This is a genomic window from Duganella sp. LjRoot269 (assembly GCF_964254095.1).
Classification (GTDB): Bacteria; Pseudomonadota; Gammaproteobacteria; order Burkholderiales; family Burkholderiaceae_D; genus Rugamonas; species Rugamonas hordei.
Genome location: NZ_CAXUSL020000001.1, coordinates 1,215,651 through 1,237,231 on the forward strand (window position 1 = coordinate 1,215,651; position 21,581 = coordinate 1,237,231).

Annotated in this window: 14 protein-coding genes, 2 tRNA genes and 3 rRNA genes; 8 read left to right on the forward strand and 11 right to left on the reverse strand. The window is 60.7% G+C overall.

Features of this window, described 5'->3' with window-relative positions; translation table 11 throughout:
• Window positions 1-272: 272 nt before the first annotated feature.
• The 6 genes from ACSQ3S_RS05250 (at window position 273) to ACSQ3S_RS05275 (ending at window position 7,521) form a co-directional block, all read left to right on the forward strand.
• Window positions 273-1,801: ribosomal RNA gene (locus ACSQ3S_RS05250) — 16S ribosomal RNA — on the forward strand.
• 64 nt (window positions 1,802-1,865) lie between these two features.
• Window positions 1,866-1,942 (forward strand) — tRNA-Ile (locus ACSQ3S_RS05255).
• A 24-nt stretch (window positions 1,943-1,966) separates the two neighbouring features.
• Window positions 1,967-2,042 (forward strand) — tRNA-Ala (locus ACSQ3S_RS05260).
• A 222-nt stretch (window positions 2,043-2,264) separates the two neighbouring features.
• A 23S ribosomal RNA gene (locus ACSQ3S_RS05265) occupies window positions 2,265-5,139 on the forward strand.
• A gap of 130 nt (window positions 5,140-5,269) precedes the next feature.
• Window positions 5,270-5,382 (forward strand): 5S ribosomal RNA (gene rrf / locus ACSQ3S_RS05270).
• Together the 16S, 23S and 5S rRNA genes with 2 tRNA genes alongside form the textbook arrangement of a ribosomal RNA operon.
• A gap of 114 nt (window positions 5,383-5,496) precedes the next feature.
• Window positions 5,497-7,521, forward strand: a complete 2,025-nt coding sequence (locus ACSQ3S_RS05275; protein WP_436141771.1) for an esterase-like activity of phytase family protein — start codon at window positions 5,497-5,499, stop codon at window positions 7,519-7,521.
• Window positions 7,522-7,552: 31 nt separating this feature from the next.
• Here ACSQ3S_RS05275 and ACSQ3S_RS05280 read toward each other — a convergent pair whose 3' ends face one another.
• The gene (locus ACSQ3S_RS05280; RefSeq protein ID WP_176656052.1) at window positions 7,553-7,945 is read right to left on the reverse strand and encodes a hypothetical protein; all 393 of its coding nucleotides are present in this window, start codon (window positions 7,943-7,945) and stop codon (window positions 7,553-7,555) included.
• A 164-nt stretch (window positions 7,946-8,109) separates the two neighbouring features.
• On the opposite strand from ACSQ3S_RS05280, the gene ACSQ3S_RS05285 reads away from it, so the two are divergent.
• Window positions 8,110-10,143: an FxDxF family PEP-CTERM protein gene (locus tag ACSQ3S_RS05285; RefSeq protein ID WP_436141772.1), complete on the forward strand. Its 2,034-nt coding sequence runs from the start codon at window positions 8,110-8,112 to the stop codon at window positions 10,141-10,143.
• On the opposite strand, the gene ACSQ3S_RS05290 is transcribed toward ACSQ3S_RS05285, so the two are convergent.
• The gene (locus ACSQ3S_RS05290) at window positions 10,140-11,543 is read right to left on the reverse strand and encodes a DHA2 family efflux MFS transporter permease subunit (RefSeq protein WP_176656050.1); all 1,404 of its coding nucleotides are present in this window, start codon (window positions 11,541-11,543) and stop codon (window positions 10,140-10,142) included. The genes ACSQ3S_RS05285 and ACSQ3S_RS05290 overlap by 4 nt on opposite strands.
• Before the next feature lie 94 nt (window positions 11,544-11,637).
• On the opposite strand from ACSQ3S_RS05290, the gene ACSQ3S_RS05295 reads away from it, so the two are divergent.
• The gene (locus ACSQ3S_RS05295; protein ID WP_413449521.1) at window positions 11,638-13,368 is read left to right on the forward strand and encodes an alkaline phosphatase D family protein; all 1,731 of its coding nucleotides are present in this window, start codon (window positions 11,638-11,640) and stop codon (window positions 13,366-13,368) included.
• 6 nt (window positions 13,369-13,374) lie between these two features.
• Here ACSQ3S_RS05295 and bluB read toward each other — a convergent pair whose 3' ends face one another.
• The 9 genes from bluB to ACSQ3S_RS05340 are packed head-to-tail and all read right to left on the reverse strand — an operon-like array spanning window position 13,375 to window position 21,581.
• Window positions 13,375-14,046, reverse strand: a complete 672-nt coding sequence (gene bluB, locus ACSQ3S_RS05300; RefSeq protein ID WP_436141773.1) for a 5,6-dimethylbenzimidazole synthase — start codon at window positions 14,044-14,046, stop codon at window positions 13,375-13,377.
• A complete protein-coding gene (locus tag ACSQ3S_RS05305; protein ID WP_436141774.1) occupies window positions 14,043-15,509 on the reverse strand; it encodes a cobyric acid synthase in 1,467 nt (488 codons plus the stop codon). Before ACSQ3S_RS05305 ends, bluB begins: the two co-directional genes overlap by 4 nt.
• Before the next feature lies 1 nt (window position 15,510).
• Window positions 15,511-16,398 carry a cobalamin-binding protein gene (locus tag ACSQ3S_RS05310; protein WP_353405567.1) on the reverse strand — a complete coding sequence of 296 codons (888 nt, stop codon included), beginning with the start codon at window positions 16,396-16,398 and terminating at the stop codon, window positions 15,511-15,513.
• On the reverse strand, window positions 16,395-17,384 hold the full coding sequence (gene cobD / locus ACSQ3S_RS05315; RefSeq protein ID WP_436141775.1) for a threonine-phosphate decarboxylase CobD: 990 nt from the start codon (window positions 17,382-17,384) through the stop codon (window positions 16,395-16,397). The genes ACSQ3S_RS05310 and cobD overlap by 4 nt, the downstream gene beginning before the upstream one ends.
• Window positions 17,377-18,330 (reverse strand): CobD/CbiB family cobalamin biosynthesis protein, encoded by a 954-nt coding sequence (locus tag ACSQ3S_RS05320; RefSeq protein ID WP_353405565.1) that lies wholly within the window; start codon window positions 18,328-18,330, stop codon window positions 17,377-17,379. Before ACSQ3S_RS05320 ends, cobD begins: the two co-directional genes overlap by 8 nt.
• Window positions 18,324-18,881, reverse strand: coding sequence for a bifunctional adenosylcobinamide kinase/adenosylcobinamide-phosphate guanylyltransferase (cobU, locus tag ACSQ3S_RS05325; protein ID WP_176656043.1), 558 nt, complete (start codon window positions 18,879-18,881; stop codon window positions 18,324-18,326). The genes ACSQ3S_RS05320 and cobU overlap by 7 nt, the downstream gene beginning before the upstream one ends.
• On the reverse strand, window positions 18,878-20,185 hold the full coding sequence (locus ACSQ3S_RS05330; protein WP_436141776.1) for a cobyrinate a,c-diamide synthase: 1,308 nt from the start codon (window positions 20,183-20,185) through the stop codon (window positions 18,878-18,880). The genes cobU and ACSQ3S_RS05330 overlap by 4 nt, the downstream gene beginning before the upstream one ends.
• Window positions 20,185-20,811 (reverse strand): cob(I)yrinic acid a,c-diamide adenosyltransferase, encoded by a 627-nt coding sequence (gene cobO / locus ACSQ3S_RS05335; protein WP_176656041.1) that lies wholly within the window; start codon window positions 20,809-20,811, stop codon window positions 20,185-20,187. Before cobO ends, ACSQ3S_RS05330 begins: the two co-directional genes overlap by 1 nt.
• A complete protein-coding gene (locus ACSQ3S_RS05340; RefSeq protein WP_436141777.1) occupies window positions 20,808-21,581 on the reverse strand; it encodes an ABC transporter ATP-binding protein in 774 nt (257 codons plus the stop codon). The genes cobO and ACSQ3S_RS05340 overlap by 4 nt, the downstream gene beginning before the upstream one ends.

Genomic DNA, 21,581 nt, shown 5'->3' on the forward strand with positions numbered 1-21,581 from the left:
ATAATCTCGCTTCTCTGTTGCTGACAAACACAACGCTTTGTCGATAAGCAGCAAGCAGTACCGAACAAGTTCTTTAAAAATTAACAGTCGATAAGTGTGGACGTTTGATGGAAGTGCACACGAAGCCTTCGGGTTTTGTGAAACTTAAAAAATATCAAATGTTCACAAGAAGTAATGAAATAGGCGCTACGAAAGTAGTGGCCTGTCAGTATTTTGAGTGAGCGACCCAGCAGAAATGCTGGTGACACGAAAGTGTCAAAGTAACAGAGATTAAACTGAAGAGTTTGATCCTGGCTCAGATTGAACGCTGGCGGCATGCCTTACACATGCAAGTCGAACGGCAGCGCGGGGCAACCTGGCGGCGAGTGGCGAACGGGTGAGTAATATATCGGAACGTACCCTGGAGTGGGGGATAACGTAGCGAAAGTTACGCTAATACCGCATACGATCTAAGGATGAAAGTGGGGGATCGCAAGACCTCATGCTCCTGGAGCGGCCGATATCTGATTAGCTAGTTGGTGGGGTAAAGGCCCACCAAGGCATCGATCAGTAGCTGGTCTGAGAGGACGACCAGCCACACTGGAACTGAGACACGGTCCAGACTCCTACGGGAGGCAGCAGTGGGGAATTTTGGACAATGGGCGCAAGCCTGATCCAGCAATGCCGCGTGAGTGAAGAAGGCCTTCGGGTTGTAAAGCTCTTTTGTCAGGGAAGAAACGGCTGCCTCTAATACAGGTGGCTAATGACGGTACCTGAAGAATAAGCACCGGCTAACTACGTGCCAGCAGCCGCGGTAATACGTAGGGTGCAAGCGTTAATCGGAATTACTGGGCGTAAAGCGTGCGCAGGCGGTTTTGTAAGTCTGTCGTGAAATCCCCGGGCTCAACCTGGGAATGGCGATGGAGACTGCAAGGCTAGAGTTTGGCAGAGGGGGGTAGAATTCCACGTGTAGCAGTGAAATGCGTAGATATGTGGAGGAACACCGATGGCGAAGGCAGCCCCCTGGGTCAAAACTGACGCTCATGCACGAAAGCGTGGGGAGCAAACAGGATTAGATACCCTGGTAGTCCACGCCCTAAACGATGTCTACTAGTTGTCGGGTCTTAATTGACTTGGTAACGCAGCTAACGCGTGAAGTAGACCGCCTGGGGAGTACGGTCGCAAGATTAAAACTCAAAGGAATTGACGGGGACCCGCACAAGCGGTGGATGATGTGGATTAATTCGATGCAACGCGAAAAACCTTACCTACCCTTGACATGGCTGGAATCCTTGAGAGATTGAGGAGTGCTCGAAAGAGAACCAGTACACAGGTGCTGCATGGCTGTCGTCAGCTCGTGTCGTGAGATGTTGGGTTAAGTCCCGCAACGAGCGCAACCCTTGTCATTAGTTGCTACGAAAGGGCACTCTAATGAGACTGCCGGTGACAAACCGGAGGAAGGTGGGGATGACGTCAAGTCCTCATGGCCCTTATGGGTAGGGCTTCACACGTCATACAATGGTACATACAGAGGGCCGCCAACCCGCGAGGGGGAGCTAATCCCAGAAAGTGTATCGTAGTCCGGATTGTAGTCTGCAACTCGACTGCATGAAGTTGGAATCGCTAGTAATCGCGGATCAGCATGTCGCGGTGAATACGTTCCCGGGTCTTGTACACACCGCCCGTCACACCATGGGAGCGGGTTTTACCAGAAGTAGGTAGCTTAACCGTAAGGAGGGCGCTTACCACGGTAGGATTCGTGACTGGGGTGAAGTCGTAACAAGGTAGCCGTATCGGAAGGTGCGGCTGGATCACCTCCTTTCTAGAGTAGCACTCTCCAACAAGCGTTCACACTTATCGACTGTCAATATTAAAGAACAGCATTTGGGGCTGTAGCTCAGCTGGTTAGAGCACCGTGTTGATAACGCGGGGGTCGTTGGTTCGAGTCCAACCAGCCCTACCAGTTTCTGCCTTGTAGTAAATCTCAGGGGGATTAGCTCAGCTGGGAGAGCACCTGCTTTGCAAGCAGGGGGTCGTCGGTTCGATCCCGTCATCCTCCACCAAGAGTTCAAATGTAAGGGTAAGCCTTTAGATTTGATCTTTTAGAGATCAAGTGCTGTACGTTCTTTAACAATCTGGAAGAAGTAAGTAAATTTTTATTGATCGTGTTCGCCGACAGGCGGATACGATGGGTAATGATTGTATGTATCAACAAACGCAACAACGTAGTACTTCTTATTTCTATAACCGCTCCTTTGTTTAGTCGCAAGGGGCTAACGTTATAGGGACAAGTGAATAAGTGCACATGGTGGATGCCTTGGCGATTACAGGCGATGAAGGACGTAGTAGCTTGCGATAAGCTGCGGGGAGCTAGCAAACAAGCTTTGATCCGCAGATTTCCGAATGGGGAAACCCACCCTTTATGGGTATTGCATACTGAATACATAGGTATGCAAGGCGAACGCGGCGAACTGAAACATCTAAGTAGCTGCAGGAAAATAAATCAACCGAGATTCCCAAAGTAGTGGCGAGCGAAATGGGAAGAGCCTGCACGTTTTAGCATGACGCATAGAAGAATCCTCTGGAAATAGGAGCCATAGCGGGTGATAGCCCCGTATTCGAAATGCGATGTGTGGAACTAAGCGTGCGACAAGTAGGGCGGGACACGAGAAATCCTGTCTGAATATGGGGGGACCATCCTCCAAGGCTAAATACTCGTAATCGACCGATAGTGAACCAGTACCGTGAGGGAAAGGCGAAAAGAACCCCGGGAGGGGAGTGAAATAGATCCTGAAACCGTGTGCATACAAACAGTAGGAGCGGACTTGTTCCGTGACTGCGTACCTTTTGTATAATGGGTCAGCGACTTACATTCAGTGGCAAGGTTAACCATATAGGGAAGCCGTAGAGAAATCGAGTCCGAACAGGGCGATAGTCGCTGGGTGTAGACCCGAAACCAAGTGATCTACTCATGGCCAGGATGAAGGTGCGGTAACACGCACTGGAGGTCCGAACCCACTAATGTTGAAAAATTAGGGGATGAGCTGTGGGTAGGGGTGAAAGGCTAAACAAACTTGGAAATAGCTGGTTCTCTCCGAAAACTATTTAGGTAGTGCCTCAAGTATCACCATCGGGGGTAGAGCACTGTTATGGCTAGGGGGTCATCGCGACTTACCAAACCATTGCAAACTCCGAATACCGATGAGTGCGAGCTTGGGAGACAGACGTCGGGTGCTAACGTCCGGCGTCAAGAGGGAAACAACCCAGACCGCCAGCTAAGGTCCCAAAGATTGGCTAAGTGGAAAACGAAGTGGGAAGGCTAAAACAGTCAGGATGTTGGCTTAGAAGCAGCCATCATTTAAAGAAAGCGTAATAGCTCACTGATCGAGTCGTCCTGCGCGGAAGATGTAACGGGGCTAAGCCAGTCACCGAAGCTGCGGATATCTAGCAATAGATATGGTAGGAGAGCGTTCTGTAAGCCTGCGAAGGTGTCTTGTAAAGGATGCTGGAGGTATCAGAAGTGCGAATGCTGACATGAGTAGCGATAATGGGGGTGAAAAGCCCCCACGCCGTAAGCCCAAGGTTTCCTGTTCAACGTTCATCGGAGCAGGGTGAGTCGGCCCCTAAGGCGAGGCAGAGATGCGTAGCTGATGGGAAGCAGGTTAATATTCCTGCACCGTCGTATGATGCGATGGGGGGACGGATCGCGGAAGGTTGTCTGCCTGTTGGAATAGGCAGTTTCTGGTTCATAGAAGGCGCTTAGGCAAATCCGGGCGCGGAATTCAAGGGACTGGGACGAGGCACTTAGGTGCTGAAGCAATCGGAAGTGGTTCCAAGAAAAGCCTCTAAGCTTCAGTCATACGAGACCGTACCGCAAACCGACACAGGTGGGCGAGATGAGTATTCTAAGGCGCTTGAGAGAACTCGGGAGAAGGAACTCGGCAAATTGGTACCGTAACTTCGGGAAAAGGTACGCCCTTGTAGCTTGACTGGCTTGCGCCAGAAGGGTGAACGGGTTGCAATAAACTGGTGGCTGCGACTGTTTAATAAAAACACAGCACTCTGCAAACACGAAAGTGGACGTATAGGGTGTGACGCCTGCCCGGTGCTGGAAGATTAAATGATGGGGTGCAAGCTCTTGATTGAAGTCCCAGTAAACGGCGGCCGTAACTATAACGGTCCTAAGGTAGCGAAATTCCTTGTCGGGTAAGTTCCGACCTGCACGAATGGCGTAACGATGGCCACACTGTCTCCTCCCGAGACTCAGCGAAGTTGAAGTGTTTGTGATGATGCAATCTACCCGCGGCTAGACGGAAAGACCCCATGAACCTTTACTGTAGCTTTGCATTGGACTTTGAACCAATCTGTGTAGGATAGGTGGGAGGCTTTGAAGCGGGGACGCCAGTTCTCGTGGAGCCAACCTTGAAATACCACCCTGGTTTGTTTGAGGTTCTAACCTTGGTCCGTTATCCGGATCGGGGACAGTGCATGGTAGGCAGTTTGACTGGGGCGGTCTCCTCCTAAAGTGTAACGGAGGAGTTCGAAGGTACGCTAGGTACGGTCGGACATCGTGCTAATAGTGCAATGGCATAAGCGTGCTTAACTGCGAGACTGACAAGTCGAGCAGGTACGAAAGTAGGACATAGTGATCCGGTGGTTCTGTATGGAAGGGCCATCGCTCAACGGATAAAAGGTACTCTGGGGATAACAGGCTGATTCCTCCCAAGAGTTCATATCGACGGGGGAGTTTGGCACCTCGATGTCGGCTCATCACATCCTGGGGCTGTAGCCGGTCCCAAGGGTATGGCTGTTCGCCATTTAAAGTGGTACGTGAGCTGGGTTTAAAACGTCGTGAGACAGTTTGGTCCCTATCTGCCGTGGGCGTTGGAAATTTGAAGGGGGCTGCTCCTAGTACGAGAGGACCGGAGTGGACAGACCTCTGGTGTACCGGTTGTCACGCCAGTGGCATTGCCGGGTAGCTAAGTCTGGAAGAGATAACCGCTGAAAGCATCTAAGCGGGAAACTTGCCTTAAGATGAGATTTCCCAGAGCCTTGAGCTCTTTGAAGGGTCGTTCGAGACCAGGACGTTGATAGGTCAGGTGTGGAAGTGCAGTAATGCATTAAGCTAACTGATACTAATTGCCCGTACGGCTTGTCCCTATAACCTTAGCAGGTTATGGTGAATGAGAAGTACGTTGGAACGTTCGTTGATACAACTTCATTACCTAATTACTTACCGATTCCAGATTCTGGGCAACGTTCACAAGAACGCGGCTCGTACAAGTCAATGCCTGATGACCATAGCAAGTTGGTCCCACCCCTTCCCATCCCGAACAGGACCGTGAAACAACTCTGCGCCGATGATAGTGCTGCAACCAGTGTGAAAGTAGGTTATCGTCAGGCTAGTTATACTAAAAAGCCCCTTCCAGAAGATCTGGTTGGGGGTTTTTTTCGTCTGTCACATCCATGTAACGTAGTGTAGCTAAGCTTGTCTCTTTTTCAACTGAGGCCAGCTACATGAAAAACTTCTCCTTGTTATCGCTCGCGGTGTTCTCCGTCCTGGCAGGATGTGGCGGCAGTGATACTGCGGCGCCCGCCAAGACACCGATGACCGGTGTGTTCCTGGATGGCGCGGTGGAAAACCTGGACTATGTCGCCGGCACCGCCGCGAAAGCCACGACTTCCGCAAAGGGAGAGTTTACTTGCTACGCCGGCGATACCGTCGCCTTCAGCATCGGCGGCGTTGCGCTGGGCAGCGCCGCTTGCGCCGCCACCATCACGCCGTTGCAGCTGGCCGGCGTTACCGACGTCAAGGACACGAAAGTCGTCAACCGCCTGTTGGCCTTGCAGCTGCTGGATGAAGACAGTGATCCGTCGAACGGCATCAAGCTGGCCGCCGATGTGAAAACTGCACTGGCGTCGAAGAGCGCCGACTTCACTCTGGATGCCGCCGCCTTCAACACCGCCATGAGCGCCAACCTGACCGCCGCCGGCGCCAGGTACGCCAGCCGCACCGTCGATGACAGCCGCCGCGCGCTGGTCCGCGAACACTTCGAAGATACCTTGGCCTCCAAGGTCGGCACGCCGGTCAGCGAATCCTTCACGCAGACCACGCCACTGGGTGCCGTCGCCGTCAGCGTGACGCGCTATCAGATGCAGGCTGCCGCCAGCTACTACGTGCCGTACGAAGGCAGCAACGCCAAGGTCAAGGAAGATTTCCCGCTGGGCTTCCTGCCGTCCTACGGTTCCTCCATCGCCTTCAAAGGCACCAACGCTAACGGCGACCTGGAGTTCTATGGCCTGACTGACCGCGGTCCGAACGGCGACGGCCCGAACCTGCCGTCGTTGAGCGGCAGCGGCGTCACTGGCGCCAAGATATTCCCGTCGCCGAGCTTCACGCCGTCGTTCGGCGTGATCACCGTCGGCAAATCCGGCGCGGTGCTCACTACGTCGACGCCGATCAAGGCATCGGCCACAGTGAAGACTTCCGGCCTGGCCATCCCGCCTGGCGCCATCGGCAACTCGGCCGAACTGCCGGTGCTGGATGCGATGAAGTACGACGCCAACAGCAAGGCCACCTTTGATGCCAACGGCCTCGATACCGAAGCCATCGTGGTCGACAAGAAGCGCAACGTGCTGTGGATCTCCGACGAATACGGTCCGTTTATCATCAAGCTCGATCCGTCCACCGGCATCATCCTCAATAAGTACGCACCAGGCAGCGGCCTGCCGGACATCTTCCTGAAGCGCCGCGCCAATCGCGGCATGGAAGGCCTGACGCTGGATACCAGTACCGACAAGCTGCACGGCTTCCTGCAAAGCCCTCTGACCGACGGCAACGCGACCTATTCGGTGACCGGCAAGAGTGAAGCGATCGAGCGCTTTGCACGCTTCACGCGCTGGATTGAATTCGATCCGACCACTGGCGCCTCGGGCAAGATGTACGCGTATCCACTCGACGCCGCCGACTACCAGGACGGCCGCACCGGCAACGCCAAGCTGGGCGATCTGGTCGCACTGGGCAACGGCAAATTCATCGTGATCGAACAGGGCGCCAACCCCGCCGGCAAAGTTTTCAACAAGCTGATGCTGGTGGAGATCGGCGCGGCGACGGATATCGCAGCGGCGGCCTACAACGTCAAGACCTCCGACCTGGAAAAGAGCAGCATGAGCGGCGCTGCCGTGAATGGCGCGGATTGGAAATCGGTGGTGACGCTGAAGAAAACGCTGCTGCTCGATCTGAACGCGATCGGCTGGCTGGCAGAGAAAGCCGAAGGCCTGACCATCGTCGATGGCAATACGCTGGCACTGGCCAATGACAACGACTTCGGCATGAAAACCAGGATCTTTACGCCGGCTGGCGTGGTGGTGGACGACGCCGATGTCACCAAGTGCAATGTCGATGCGGCCGGTTCCATCATCACCAGCGCCGCCGCCGGTTGCAATGCCGCGAACACGATCCGCGTTGCACGCGGCGAGGATCGCGAGCGTCCAAGCCGCTTGTGGCTGATCAAGTTCACCAAGGCGCTGACAGCATTTTGATGAGTGAGGCGGGCCAGGCGGCCCGCCTTTTTTATTTCGCTGCGGCGTTCTGCTCCGCGATCAGTTTGCCGATCTGCGAATCGGCCTTCACGGGTTCGATCAACAGCACCTGCTGGCGGTTGATCAGCATGTGGTCCGGCCCATGGGCTTCGCCGCCGCGCTTGATCAGCACACTGGTTACCGCCTTGGTTTCCGGATCCTGCCGGCCCTGAATGTAAAACACATCGCGCAGCGACAGATACTCGCCGCTGCCTTCCTCCGCGCGCCCATAGAACAGCTGCCCGTTCATCAGCGCGACCGCCTGATACGGCGTGCTGAATACCGGCGCCTTGCGGCCGCCAAACGCGATGAAGCACACTGCAACGGCGATGACGGCCGTGGCCAGTGTTGTTGTCGCCGTTGCATATGCGGCTAATTTTTGCATGAAGAATCCCTTGGTATGAAAGACGGCAGCGCGGCAGCATAGCAGCTTGCTTCACCGCCGCACAGGTCATGAACGGCGTATGTGCATCGATGCCACACCGTCATGGCCTTGTCATAATTTTATGGGATATTGAAAGTTTGCTTACACAATAAACGGGACAAATCATGCCGATCACGCTGCCGAAATCTTCATCCGCCGTTCAATTCCTGCTGATGGCGGCAGCATTGCCGCTCAGCGTGGGTGCCGCATCGGCCGTCGATTTCCCCGGCACCATCAGCAACGCCAATACCAAGGCGCAAACGCTGGCGGCCGGCCAGTCCGGCACGATCACTGCGGCAGGCACGCTGACGGTCGCCACCGACAAGGTCGCCGTCACCATCACCGGCAGCAATGCGACGCTGGACAACCAGGGCACGATCAAGCAGACCGGCACCGGCCGCGTGATCCGCGATAACACCGGCGTCACCGGCCTGACCATCAACAACGGCAGCTCCACCAACGCCACCGCGCTGATGCAGGCAGCCGACGCGGACGTGATCCAGATGAACAAGGCAAACGCCGGCGTCACGCTGAATAATTATGGCTCGATGATCTCACTGAACGCCAGTGCCGGCGGCGCGCAGGCCGTAGACTTCAGCGCCATGACCTCCGGTACGAACATCGTCAACAACTATGCCGGCGGCTTGCTGAAGGCCGGCGAGGCTGACGCGGTGCGTACCGGTGTTGGCGGCGTCGTGAACAACAGCGGCACCATCTTGTCGCTGACCAGCACCGGCAGCAGCAGCGACGGCATCGACGCGCAAACAAACAGCGGCGCCACCATCGTCAACGGCATCACCGGGCTGGTCGAAGGTGCGCGCCACGGCATCACCGGCGGCCAGAGCGACGCCTCGGCCAACTTCACCATGAGCATCACAAACAGCGCCGGCGGCATTATCCGCGGCATGAACGGCTCGGGCGTCAATCTCGATGGCTTCAATAACAAGCAGATCGCCACCGTCGTCAATCATGGCCTTGTCAGCGGCAACGGCGTAACAGGCGACGGCGACGGCCTGGATATCGACGGCATCGCCAACGTCACCAACACCGGCATCATCCGCTCGATCAACGCCTTCAGCGCGCCTGCCGATGGTCTGGCGTACAGCGAAGGCATCAGCGTTGGCGGCGGCACTATCATCAACTCCGGCACCATCGAAGGTCTGGTCTCGGCCGGGAACGGCAATGCCGTCGGGCGCGGCATCACGCTGGCCGGCAACGACATCGCCGGTTCGGGCGGCCTGCGCGAAGGCTTGTATGGCCACGCGACCATCACCAACCAGAGCGGCGGCGTGATACGCGGCCAGAGCGATTCGGGCATTGTGGCGGTGGGCGCCAGGAGCGGTTTCGTCGTCACCATTAATAACAACGCCGGCGCCAGCATCGTTGGCGGCGGTACCGTCAACGCGGCCATCAAGACCGGCGCCGACAACACTGTCATCGTCAACGGCGGCATCATCAACGGCGCCAGCAGCGGCAAGGCGATTGAGATGGGCAGCGGCCAAAACAGCCTGACCATCACCGGCGGCAGCGTCGTCGGCAGCATCAGTGGCGGAAGTAGTGGCGGCAATACCATGGTGGTCAATCCAGGCGCCGGCAACAGCTTCTCGTATGCAGGTTCGATCTCGAACTTCAGCAACGTGGAGATCAAGAGCGGCAATGTCGCATTGTCGGGCGTGAGTACCTACATCGGCGCCACGCAGATCAGCGGCGGCGTGCTGACGCTGGATGGCGCGAACCGGCTCTCCGCCAATAGTGCGCTGATATTGAATGGTGGTGTGCTGCAGTTGACCAATGCCGGCGGCGCGAATGGCCAGACTTTCGCCAGCCTGTCGCTGACGGACGACTCGTCGGTGATGCTCGGTTCCTCTTCGCTGACCTTCAATGGCCTCGGCGCGGTCGTCAACGGCAAGACCTTGTCGTTCACCGAAGCGGCATCGGGTGCCTATGCCTTCCGCCTGCTGGGCGATGTGACTCATGACGCCAACTTCCTGATGCTGGTCGGCGCCACGCGTATTGACGGACTGGCGGCGCGCTATAGCTTCGACGGCGCCTACACCGGCGTGGCCGCCGTGCCGGAACCAGCGACGTACGCAATGCTGTTCGCCGGCCTGGCCATGGTGGCCGCCATCGCGCGTCGCCGCAAGCAGGGCGGCCGCTAAGCCGGACTGCCCCTGCTGATACTCTCGCCATCCTCCTTGCGCAGCGACCAGAAGGTCAGCGATGACAGGATGGTGAGCACGGCCAGCGCAATAAAGGCGTGATGCAGGGCGCCGGTCAGCGCGATGCGGTTGGATTGAGGCAGGTCGCCCAGGAACCAGCCGGTCACCAGCGAACCAGCGGCCAGGCCAAAGCTCATCGACAGTTGTTGCATCGAGCTGGCCATGGTACTGGCCATGCTGGAATCGGCTCCATCGACGTCGGCATAGGCAATGCTGTTCATGCTGGAGAACTGCAGCGAGTTAAAGAAGCCCAGGCACAGGCTGATCATCACGATCACATACAGCGGCGTGCCTTGCTGGACGAATGTGTACATGCTGATGGTCAGGCCGATCAGCACCGTGTTGACGGTGAGGACCTGGCGGTAGCCGAACTTTGCCAGCACCCGCACCGAAATGAATTTCATGCCCATCGCTGCGGCGGCGGAAGGCATCATCAACAAGCCCGATTGCCATGCCGGCAAACCGAGCCCCAACTGGTACAGCAGCGGCAGCAGGAACGGCAAACCGCCGACGCCGAGCCGGGTGATGAACCCGCCAACCACCGATACGCGGAAAGTACGGATCTTGAACAACGCCAGCCGCAGCAAGGGGAACGGCTCCGTCCTGGCGTGCCATCCATAGGCCGCCAGCAGGCTGCAGGCGATCAGCAGCAGTACCGAGGCCGAGGTGATATCCAGCCGGTGCTCGCCGAATATCTCCAGCAGCCATGACAGCAACGCTATGCCGGTGCCGAACAAGACAAGACCGATCAGGTCCAGCGGCCGCTGGCTTTCGCTGCGATAGTCGGGCATGTAGCGGTTTGCCAGGAAGATCGCCACCAGGCCGACCGGTACGTTGACGAAAAAAATATCCCGCCACGTCAGCCAGTGCACGATCAAGCCGCCGACCGTAGGGCCGAGCAAGGGGCCGATCAGCGCCGGGATGATCACGAAGTTCATCGCCGCCAGCAGTTCCGATTTGGGGAAGGTGCGCACGATGGTCAAGCGCCCGACCGGCATCATCATCGCCGCGCCAAGGCCCTGCAGCAGCCGCGCCGCCACCAGCATCGGCGAGTTGACCGACAGGCCACACAGCACGGACGCCACAGTGAATATCGCGACGGCGCTCATGAAGACACGGCGGGTACCGAAGCGGTCCGCCATCCAGCCGCTGATCGGTATCGACACGGCCAGGCTGAGGATGTAGCTGGTGACCACGGCCTTCAGGCTCAGCGGCGTGACCTGCAGGCTGGCCGCCATGCTGGGGATCGCCGTATTGACGATGGTGGAGTCTAGCTGCTCCATAAACAGGGCTGTGGCGACTACCCAGGGCAGGTAGCTCTTGGCGGCGTTAGTGTTCATGGCCTCGATTGTCACACAAAAGAAACCGGACGGTCATATCGTCGTCATGAATCGGGCGTAAGTTGCGCTCATCGAAACGGTCGATGGAGATGATATGGACGCCAAACCGCTGTTCCCTGGTCGTCGCGGGTTTATCCGCCAGATGGCATCCACCGCCTTGCTGGGCGTGGGCGCCGGCGCTGGTTTGGGCGGCTGCAGCAGCACCGCCGCCGGCATCGGCGATGGCGCCGCCGTCGGCTTCGATCATGGCGTGGCCAGCGGCGACCCGCTAACCGACCGCGTCATTCTCTGGACCCGCGTCACGCCGCGCCGCAACGAACAGGAAGGCGACATCGCCGTGCGCTGGCAGATTGCGACCGATCCGGCCATGCAGATGGTGGTGGCCCACGGCAGTTCGACCACATCGATGCAGAAGGACTACACGGTCAAGGTGGATGCCGCCGGCCTGCTGCCCGGCCATGTGTACTACTACCAGTTTGCGGTCGATACGGTGAAGTCGGACGTCGGCCGTACCAAGACGCTGCCGCGCGCCGATGCGCGCCAGGTCCGGCTGGCGGTGTTCTCCTGCTCGAACTACCCATCCGGCTACTTCAACGTCTATGCCGACGCCGCGCGCCAGGACGATATCGACGCTGCGCTGCACATCGGCGACTACATCTACGAATACGAAAGCACCGGCTACGCTTGCGGCAACGCCGAGGCGCTGGGCCGGGTGTCGGAGCCGCGCGAACTGTTGCTGCGGCTGGACGACTACCGTCGCCGCTACGCCCAATACCGCACGGATCCGGATCTGCAGGCGGTGCACGCGGCGATGCCGTTCATCGCGGTGTGGGACGATCACGAATTTGCCGACGATACCTGGCGCGACGGTTCGGCCGAGCACAAGGCCAGCGAATACGGACCGTTCACGCTGCGCAAGCTGGCGGCGATGACGGCCTACCACGAGTGGATGCCGATCCGCGCGCCCGATGCGTCGTCGCCGGAAAAGATCTACCGCTCGTTCGATTTCGGTGGCGTGGTATCGCTGCACATGCTCGATACGCGCTTGATCGGCCGCGACCAGCAGCTGATGATGTCGTCCTATTACGATGAGCACAAACGCTTCGACGTGGAGAAGTACAAGCATGACGTCTGTTCGCCGCGCCGGCAGATGATGGGCGCCACGCAAATGGAATGGCTGGAACAGCAGGTGAAGAACTCCAGCGCGCGCTGGCAGATGCTGGGCCAGCAGGTGCTGATGGCGCGCATGGAATATCCGACCGCCGTGGCGATGGGCGAATGCAGTTGCACCGACTACTCGGCGCTGAAGAAGCGCGCCGCCGCCGATCCTTCCTGCGTCAGCGGCAAGGAGACGAAATGGCTGTCCGCGCCGACCTTGCCCTGCTATATGGATTCCTGGGACGGTTACCAGAACGACCGCGAACTGGTGTTCTCGATGATGCAGCGCCACCGCAAGAACATGGTGGTGCTGGCCGGCGACACCCACAACGCCTGGGCCAGCGACCTGCACGATGCGCAAGGCCGCCAGGTGGGCGTGGAGTTCGCGACCGCGTCGGTATCGTCGCCGGGAATGGAGGGCGCGTACCCGGACCGTGATCCCGAGGATGTAGCCAATATGATGGTCGACTTGATCGAACCGCTGTATTACGCGCAGACCAGCAAGCGTGGATACATGATCGTCACCGCCAGCCATGAGCAGGTGCGCTGCGACTGGCGCTTTGTAGACACGGTGTTCAAGCACGAATTCACGGCGGCCACGGAGCGCAGCCTGCGCGTGCTGCCGGGCCCGGGCAACCGCAGGATCGAGGAATGCGCCGGCGCCTGATGCGGTCTAACCTTCGCCGGCAGGATTGTCCCAGAGGTCCTCAAACAGGATATCGCTGAGCGGACGGCGCTGGTCCCATTTTTCCAGCTCCAGCATCGGCGCGGTGTAGAACTCGTCCACGTGCCCGACGCACAGTACTGCGATCGGCTGGCTTCCCTCCGGCATGCCGCAGATATCGCGCAGCCGCTGCGGATCGAACATGGAAACCCAACCTACGCCTATGCCTTCCGCCCGTGCGGCCAACCAGAAGTTCTGCAGCGCGCACGAGGCGGAGGCCAGATCCATTTCCGGCATGGTGCGGCGGCCGAAGATGTATCCGTCGCGTTTGTCGACCAGTCCGACCACCAGCACTTCCGCACAGGCCAGTATGCCTTCCACCTTGAGCTGCATGAATTCCTCCGCGCGCTTGCCCAGCGCCTCGGCGGTCTTGATGCGTTCTTCATTGACGTGCCGGTGGATCTGCGCACGCAATTCCGGCTGCGTGATGCGGATGAAGCGCCACGGCTGCATCAAGCCCACGCTGGGGCCGTTATGCGCTGCGGCGATGAAGCGCTTAAGCTGGCCCACCTCCAGCGGTCCCGGTTTGAAATGGCGTACGTCGCGGCGCTCGCGGATGGCGCGGTAGACGCCGTCGATTTCCGGCTGTGAAAAGGCGTACGGATTGGTTGCGGTGCTCATGGGGTGGCTCCTGGTTTTCGTAGTGTGATCAACGCATCCAGCAACGGTTGGGCGGCGTCGGCGATGCGATCCAGGCTGGCTTCGCGCAGCGCGCTGGTGTCCACTGTGTGCTCCGAATGCAGGCCGGCCCAGCGCAGCAGTGCGCTGCTGGCCTCCGGTGTGTCGAACAGGCCGTGCAGATAGGTGCCGAGGATCTGGCCGTCCGCCGAGCGGGCGCCCTCGGGACGGCCGTCGATGATAAAGGCCGGGGTGTCGAGCGCGCTGCCGGTCGAGGTGCCCATATGGATTTCGTAGCCGCTGACGCCGGCCCTGCTGTCGTCGAAGGCGCACACGCCTCGTACTTGCACCAGGCGTTTTTCGGCCGTCATCTCGGTGCTCATGTCGAGCAGGCCGAGGGCGGTAGAGTCGCCTGCCTTGCCTTCGATGCCCATCGGGTCGGTGACGCTGCGGCCCAGCATCTGGAAGCCGCCGCAGACGCCGATCACTTTGCCGCCATAGCGCAGGTGGCGCGCTATCTGTTCCGGCCAACCTTGCGCACGCAGCCAATCAAGGTCACCGCGCGTATTCTTGCTGCCGGGGAGGATGATCAGGTCGGCGGCGGGGATTGCTTCGCCCTGGCGCACAAAACGCAGATCGACGTCAGGGTGGGCGCGCAATGCGTCGAAGTCGGTGTGGTTGCTCATGCGCGGCAGGCTGGGCACCACGACGCGGAAGGCGCCACGCGTGGCTTGCACCGGTTGCACGGCATCCTCCGCATCGAGGAACAGGCCGTGCAGGTAGGGCAGCACCGCCAGCACCGGCTTACCGGTTTGCTGTTCCAGCCATTCGAGTCCCGGCTCCAGCAGCTTGATGTCGCCGCGGAAGCGGTTGATGACGAAGCCGATGGTGCGGGCACGTTCGCTCTCGGACAGGCAGGATAAGGTGCCGACGATATGGGCGAACACGCCGCCGCGGTCTATGTCCGCCACCAGTATCACCGGGCAGTCGACTTTTTCGGCGAAGCCCATGTTGGCGATGTCGCGGTCGCGCAGGTTGATCTCGGCCGGACTGCCCGCGCCTTCGACGATGACGCAGTCGTATTGCTTCAGCAGGCGTTCGTGCGATTCCAGCACCGCCTGCATGGCGATGGTCTTGTATTGGTGGTAGTCGCGCGCGTTCATTTCGGCGCGCACCTTGCCGTGGATGATGACCTGGGCGCCGATGTCGCTGGATGGCTTGAGCAAGACCGGATTCATGTCGGTGTGCGGAGCGATGCCGGCGGCGATGGCTTGCAGCGCCTGTGCGCGGCCGATCTCGCCGCCGTCGGCCGTGACGGCGCTGTTTAGCGCCATATTCTGCGGCTTGAACGGTGCGACGCGCACGCCCTGGCGCCTGACCAGCCGGCACAGGGCTGCAACGATGGTACTCTTGCCGGCGTCGGAGGTGGTGCCCTGTACCATCAGGGTCGAGTAAGGGAAGCTCATATCAGTTCTTGCGGTGCTGGCGCGCCAGCTCGAGTTTTTCGCACAGGGCGACGGTACCTGCGACCATGCGCGGGCCGGCGCGGTTCAGCAGTTCGCCGTTCAGCGTGAACAGGTTGTCGTTGCGGACCGCCGTCATGGTGGTGTAGCTACGCCACAGATTGACGCCGCCGTAATTCTTTTCGCTGGTGCCGAAGATCGCTTCCGGGTCGGCCTGCAGCACGGCTTCGTTGCTGACCACGGGCGCCGTCACTTTCAGGTCGGAGAAGATGTTGACGCCGCCGCACAGGCGCATCGCATCGCTGACGATGGATTTACCGTTCAGCGTGTACAGCGGCTTGTCCCAGACCTGGTAAAACAAGCGCACCGGCGGGCGGTTGCCGTACTGTTTGGCCAGCGCCGCGAACTGCTGGCGGATCTCCGCGGCGGCCGGCTGCGCGACACTTTCGGTGCCCATCAACTGGCCGAGGCGCAGCAGGCTGTCGGCGATGCCGTCGAGTTTTTGCGGCTCGCTGTGGAACATCGGGATACCCAATGTGCGCATGGTTTCGATCTGACGCTCGGAGCTGCCGTGCAGCCAGACGACGATCAGGTCCGGCTTCAATGCGATCACGCGCTCCATGTCGACCTGGCGGTTGTCGCCGACGCGCGGCAGCTTCTTGGCCGCTTCGGGGAAGTCGCTATAGGTGACGGTGGCGACGATCTTGTCGCCGCCGCCGGCCGCGAACAGCAGTTCCGTCACGTGTGGCGCCAGGGCCAGGACGCGCTGCGCGGGTTTTTGCAACGTGACGACGTTGCCGTCGTCGTCGCGCACTGTGATGGCGGCGCTGGCCGTGGCGGCCGTTGCCAGGACTGCCAGGGTTGCCAGCAGTTTGGTCGTCGGTTTGTTCATGTGGGTTCCTTGTTGGTCCATTCTTGTAGCGCCGTCTCCAGCCGCCGCCATCCATTGTCGTCCGGCGGCAGGCCTAGCCGGATGCCGCGTGCCGCCCGCTTGAACAGCCGCACCCAGATGCCGCGTTCGGCCATGTGCTGCCAGAATGTTTCGGCGCGCGGCTCGCTCCACCACTGGAACAGCGCGGTGCCATTGGATTGAATGCCGTGCGCCGCCAGCAGTCGACGCAGCCGTTTGCCTCCGGCCAGTAGTTGATCGCGCGTGTCGGCTTGCCACTGTTGGTCGCGCAAGGCGGCGAGGGCGATGTGCTGGGCCGGGCCGCTGATGGTCCAGGGACCCAGCAGGTCAGCCAGCGCGTGCAGCAGATCTGGATGCGCGGCGACGAAGCCCAGCCGGATGCCTGCCAGGCCAAAAAATTTTCCGACCGAACGCAAGACGATCAGTCCCGGACGTCCGCTATGCGCCGCGACGCTGTTCTCTTGCGCAGTGTCGCCAAAAGCCTCGTCGACCACCAGCCAGCCGCCCCGGGCCGCCAGTTGCCCGGCCCATTCCAGCAGCTGCGCGGCGGGCACGCTGGCGCCGGTCGGATTGTTGGGATTGCAGACCACCATGACGTCGCTGTGCGCCACCGCCGCATCGAGTTCATCGTACGGCGTTTGCGTCAGCGTGTGTCCATGCTCGCTCCAGTGATGCGCGTGCTCGGCGTACGACGGCGCGGCGACAGTCACGCGCGACGGCTTGCGCAGGCGCGGCAGCGCCTGGATGGCCGCTTGCGTACCGGCTACCGGCAGCATTTGCGGCGCGCCGTAGTAGTCCGCCGCAGCCAGCGCCAGCTCGGGATCGGCTTCCGGCAGGCGATGCCACGCATTGCCTGGCAAGGCGGGCGCTGGATACCAGTGCGGATTGATGCCGGTGGAAAGGTCGAGCCAATCGTCGCGGCCGAAGCGCAGCATGGCGTCGCGCAGGTTGCCGCCGTGTTCAAGCATGGAAAACCTCGACGACTGCTGCGACGGCGCAGGCGAGGGCCAGCCATAGTGCCGTTGTGCGCACGACCAGCTGCCATGCGCGGCTGATGTCGGCGCCGGTGGCCGGTTCGCCCACGCCCAGCGGTGGACGGTGTTCGACCTCACCATGATAGATGGCGGGACCGCCCAGCTGCACGCCAAGGGCACCGGCACCGCTGGACATCACGGGACCCGCGTTCGGGCTGCTCCATGCCGGGGCTTGCGCGCGCCAGCACCGCCACGCACGCAGCTTGGCTTGCAGGCCGGGAGCCAGCATTACGTAGGAAAACGCGGTCAGTCGCGCCGGAATGTAATTGAGTGCGTCGTCGACGCGGGCGGCGGTACAGCCGAACTGCAGCAGGCGCGCGGTGCGGTAGCCCCACATCGCGTCCAGCGTGTTCGCCATGCGGAACAGGACGGCACCGGGACCGCCGGCGACGATAAACCAGAACAGTGTGCCGAAGACGGCGTCGTTGCCGTTTTCGAGCAGGGATTCGGCACTGGCCTTGGTCAGTTCGATTTCGCTGGCGCCGGTGGTGTCGCGGCTGACGATGCGGGCCGTCAGCAGACGGGCGTTTGGAAGATCGTTGCGCGACAGCGCGTCGGCGATAGGCAGGTTGTGGTCACGCAGGCTGCGCAGGCCGAGGCAGAAATACAGCATGATGGCGTGCGCGGCCCATGGCAGCCATGCCGGCAGCCAGAGCGGCAACGCGGCGATGGCGGTCAGCGGCAGCACGGCCAGTGTCCATGCCAGCGCGCCACGCCAGAATCTCAGCGTGCCTCGGTTGAGGCGACGTTCCAGCGCGATCGCCAGGTTGCCGAAGCCGACCAGCGGATGCCAGCGCCGGGCTTCGCCCAGCAGCAGGTCCAGCGCCACGCCCGCCACCATCAGCAAGGCGATGGCGGCAAAGCTCAAGCCTGTCAGCACGGCGCGCCTTTTAACGACAGCGGCAGGCCGGCGGCGACGAACACCGCGCGGTCGCAGATCGCAGCCATGGCCTGGTTCAGGCGCCCTTGTTCGTCCATGAAGCAGCGCGACACCGCGCCCATCGGCATGATGCCCAGACCGACTTCATTCGACACCAGTACCACGTCGCTGGCGCACTTGGTCAGCGCGCTGGCCAACATGTCCTGCTGTTCGTGGAACAGCGCCGGCAAGACGATCTCGCCGACTTCCGGATATTCCTCGCCGCTGCTGAACAGCAGATTGCTGAGCCACAGCGTCAGGCAGTCCACCAGTATCAGGCGATCGGGCGAGGACCAGCGCAGCAGCTGGTTGCCCAGTGCCAGCGGTTCTTCGACCGTGGTCCATTCCGCCGGGCGGGTATTGCGGTGATGCGCAATGCGAGCTGCCATTTCAGCGTCGCCGGCGGTGGCGGTGGCAACATAGACCACTTCCTTGCCCGAATCGATGGCCAGCCGCTCGGCGTACGCGCTTTTGCCGGAACGTGCGCCGCCTAGTATCAAAGTACGTGTCATGGTTCACTCCTTGAAAACAAAGCGGCTACCGCCGCGGGGTTGGATGGGAAGTAGGCGTGAAAATACGAAGCCGCCAGCGAGCCTACGCGATACCAGGCTTCACCCGGTACGGCGGACGGATGCTTGATCGTGTGCGCGGCTGGCTCCAGCACCGTTTCCAGTTTCGAGTAATGGAAGGTGTGGCCACGCAGTACGCCTTGTGCGGTAGGCAGTCCTTGTGAACCGAGGCCGGCGAGACGCGGCTCCATCGCCACCGCGCCCTGTAGCAGCCCGGCCATCGGCCATACCGCGCCGGATTGATCAGCGAGTGTATCGGCCAGCGCCATCATGCCGCCACATTCGGCGACGATAGGCACGCCTGCCGCATGGGCGGTTCGGATCGAAGCCTGCCATGCGGCCGCCTGCGACAAAGCCTGGGCATGCAGCTCCGGGTAGCCTCCGGGAAGATAGACCGCGCCTGCTTCGACTGGTATCGCTTCGTCGGCCAACGGCGAGAAGAATGCCAGCGTTGCGCCGAGCTGGCGCAACGTGTCCAGGTTGGCCGGGTACAGGAACATGAAAGCGGGATCGCGCGCGACGGCAATGGTGAGGCTGGCGAGCAGCGGCGCCTGTACCATGGCTGCCGCGTCGGGGATCTCGATGCGCACCGGGCGCAGGCTGTTCCAGGCCGCTTCGTCGAACACCAGCTGGTCGGCCAGGCTGTCGAGCAGATCGTCGATGTCGCTCACCTCACCCGGCAGCACGAGGCCGAGATGCCGCTCCGGCAGCGATTTTGCCTGCCGGGGCAGGGTGGCAAACAAGGGAATGTCGCGCAGCGAGGCCGCCACCATCCTGGCGTGGCCTTCGCTGGCGACGCGGTTGGCGATGACGCCGGCCATTTCGACCGGACCGTAGTCGCGCAGGCCGTGTACCAGCGCGCCGGCGGTCTGCGCCATCGCGGAAGCATCGATCACCACCATCACCGGCACGCCGAACTCGCGCGACAGGTCGGCGGACGACGGCGTGCCGTCGTACAGGCCCATTACGCCTTCGATCAGGATCACGTCCGCTTCGACGGCCGCTTGCGCCAGCTGGCTGCGGCACAGCTCACGGCCCACCATCCACAAATCCAGCGAACGCACCGGCGCACCGCTGGCGCGTTCGAGCAGCATCGGATCGATGAAATCCGGACCGCACTTGAACACGCGCACCCGCTTACCCTGTTTCACCAGCTTGCGCGCCAGCGCCGCCGTCACGGTGGTCTTGCCTTGACCGGAAGCCACGGCAGCCACCAGCAGCGCTTTCACTTCAAGGTGCGCAGTCATTACCACTCGGTCCCGGCCTGAGCGCCTATGCCCGCCTTGAAGGCGTGCTTGACGACTTCCATCTCGGTCACCGTGTCGGCGATGGCGATCAGCTCCGGCGGTGCACCGCGTCCGGTGATGACGACGTGCTGCATCGCCGGGCGGGCCAGCAAATCGTTGATGATGGTTTCCACATCCAGATAGCGGTACTTCAGGGCGATGTTCAGTTCATCGAACACCACCAGGCCGATTTCAGGATCGGCCAGGAAGCGCCTGGCCTGTTCCCATGCCAGCTGCGCTTTCTCGATGTCGCGTTCGCGGTTTTGGGTTTCCCAGGTATAGCCTTCTCCCATCGAGTGGAAGCTGACCTCCTCGGGGAAGCGGCGCAGGAACAGTTCTTCGCCGGTCTGCATCGCGCCTTTGATGAACTGCACGACGCCGACCTTCATGCCGTGGCCCATGGCGCGGATCACCATGCCGAAACCGCTGGAGCTCTTGCCCTTGCCGTTGCCGGTGTTGACGATGATGATGCCGATCTGTTTGTCGGCGGCAGCGATCTTGGCGTCGATGATGGCCTTCTTGCGTTCCATGCGCACGCGGTGGCGCTCGTTCAATGCATTGATCTCGTCGGTATTCTGTTCGCTCATGCGGATTCCTCGATAGGGATGAAGATGCTGCGCTTGCCGTGCTGGATGATGTCGATTGGATGGCCCAGGTAGTCGCCGAGGATATCGGCCTTCATCACCTCGGCGGTAGTGCCGGCCAGCCAGCGGCCGTCACCCATCAGCAGCAGCGCGTGGGTGGAGACGCTGTGAGCCAGCGTCAAATCGTGGCCGATCATGACGGCGGTCTTGCCTTGTTCGCGGCACAGGCGCGCCAACAGGCTCATGACGCTGACCTGGTGTGCCAGGTCCAGCGCGTTGGCCGGTTCGTCGAGCAGCAGCAGCGGCGTGTCCTGCGCCAGCATCGCCGCGATGGCAACCCGTTGGCGCTCGCCGCCGGACAGCGTGCGCACGTCGCGCTCGGCCAGGTCGGCCACTTCCATCGCTTCCAGCGACTTCAATGCGATGGCGTGGTCGTCGCTGCCTTCCCAGTAGCGGTTGTCGTGATAGGGGTGACGCGCCGACAGCACGGTTTCGATGACGCTGTATGCGAAGGCGTCGCTGCGGCTTTGCGCCAGAAAGGCGCGCTGGCGCGCCAGTTCGGCCAGCGGCCATTCGTTCAATGGACGTCCACCGATCGCCACATGACCGCCATCGGGATCGCGCAAGCCCGCCAGCGTACGCAGCAAAGTGCTCTTGCCGGCGCCGTTGCGGCCGATGACGCTCCAGCATTCGCCTTCCTGCACGCGCCAGTTCAGATCTGCGACCAGCTGGCGCTGGCCGATTTTGAGGGAGAGGTTGTGGGTGCTGATCAT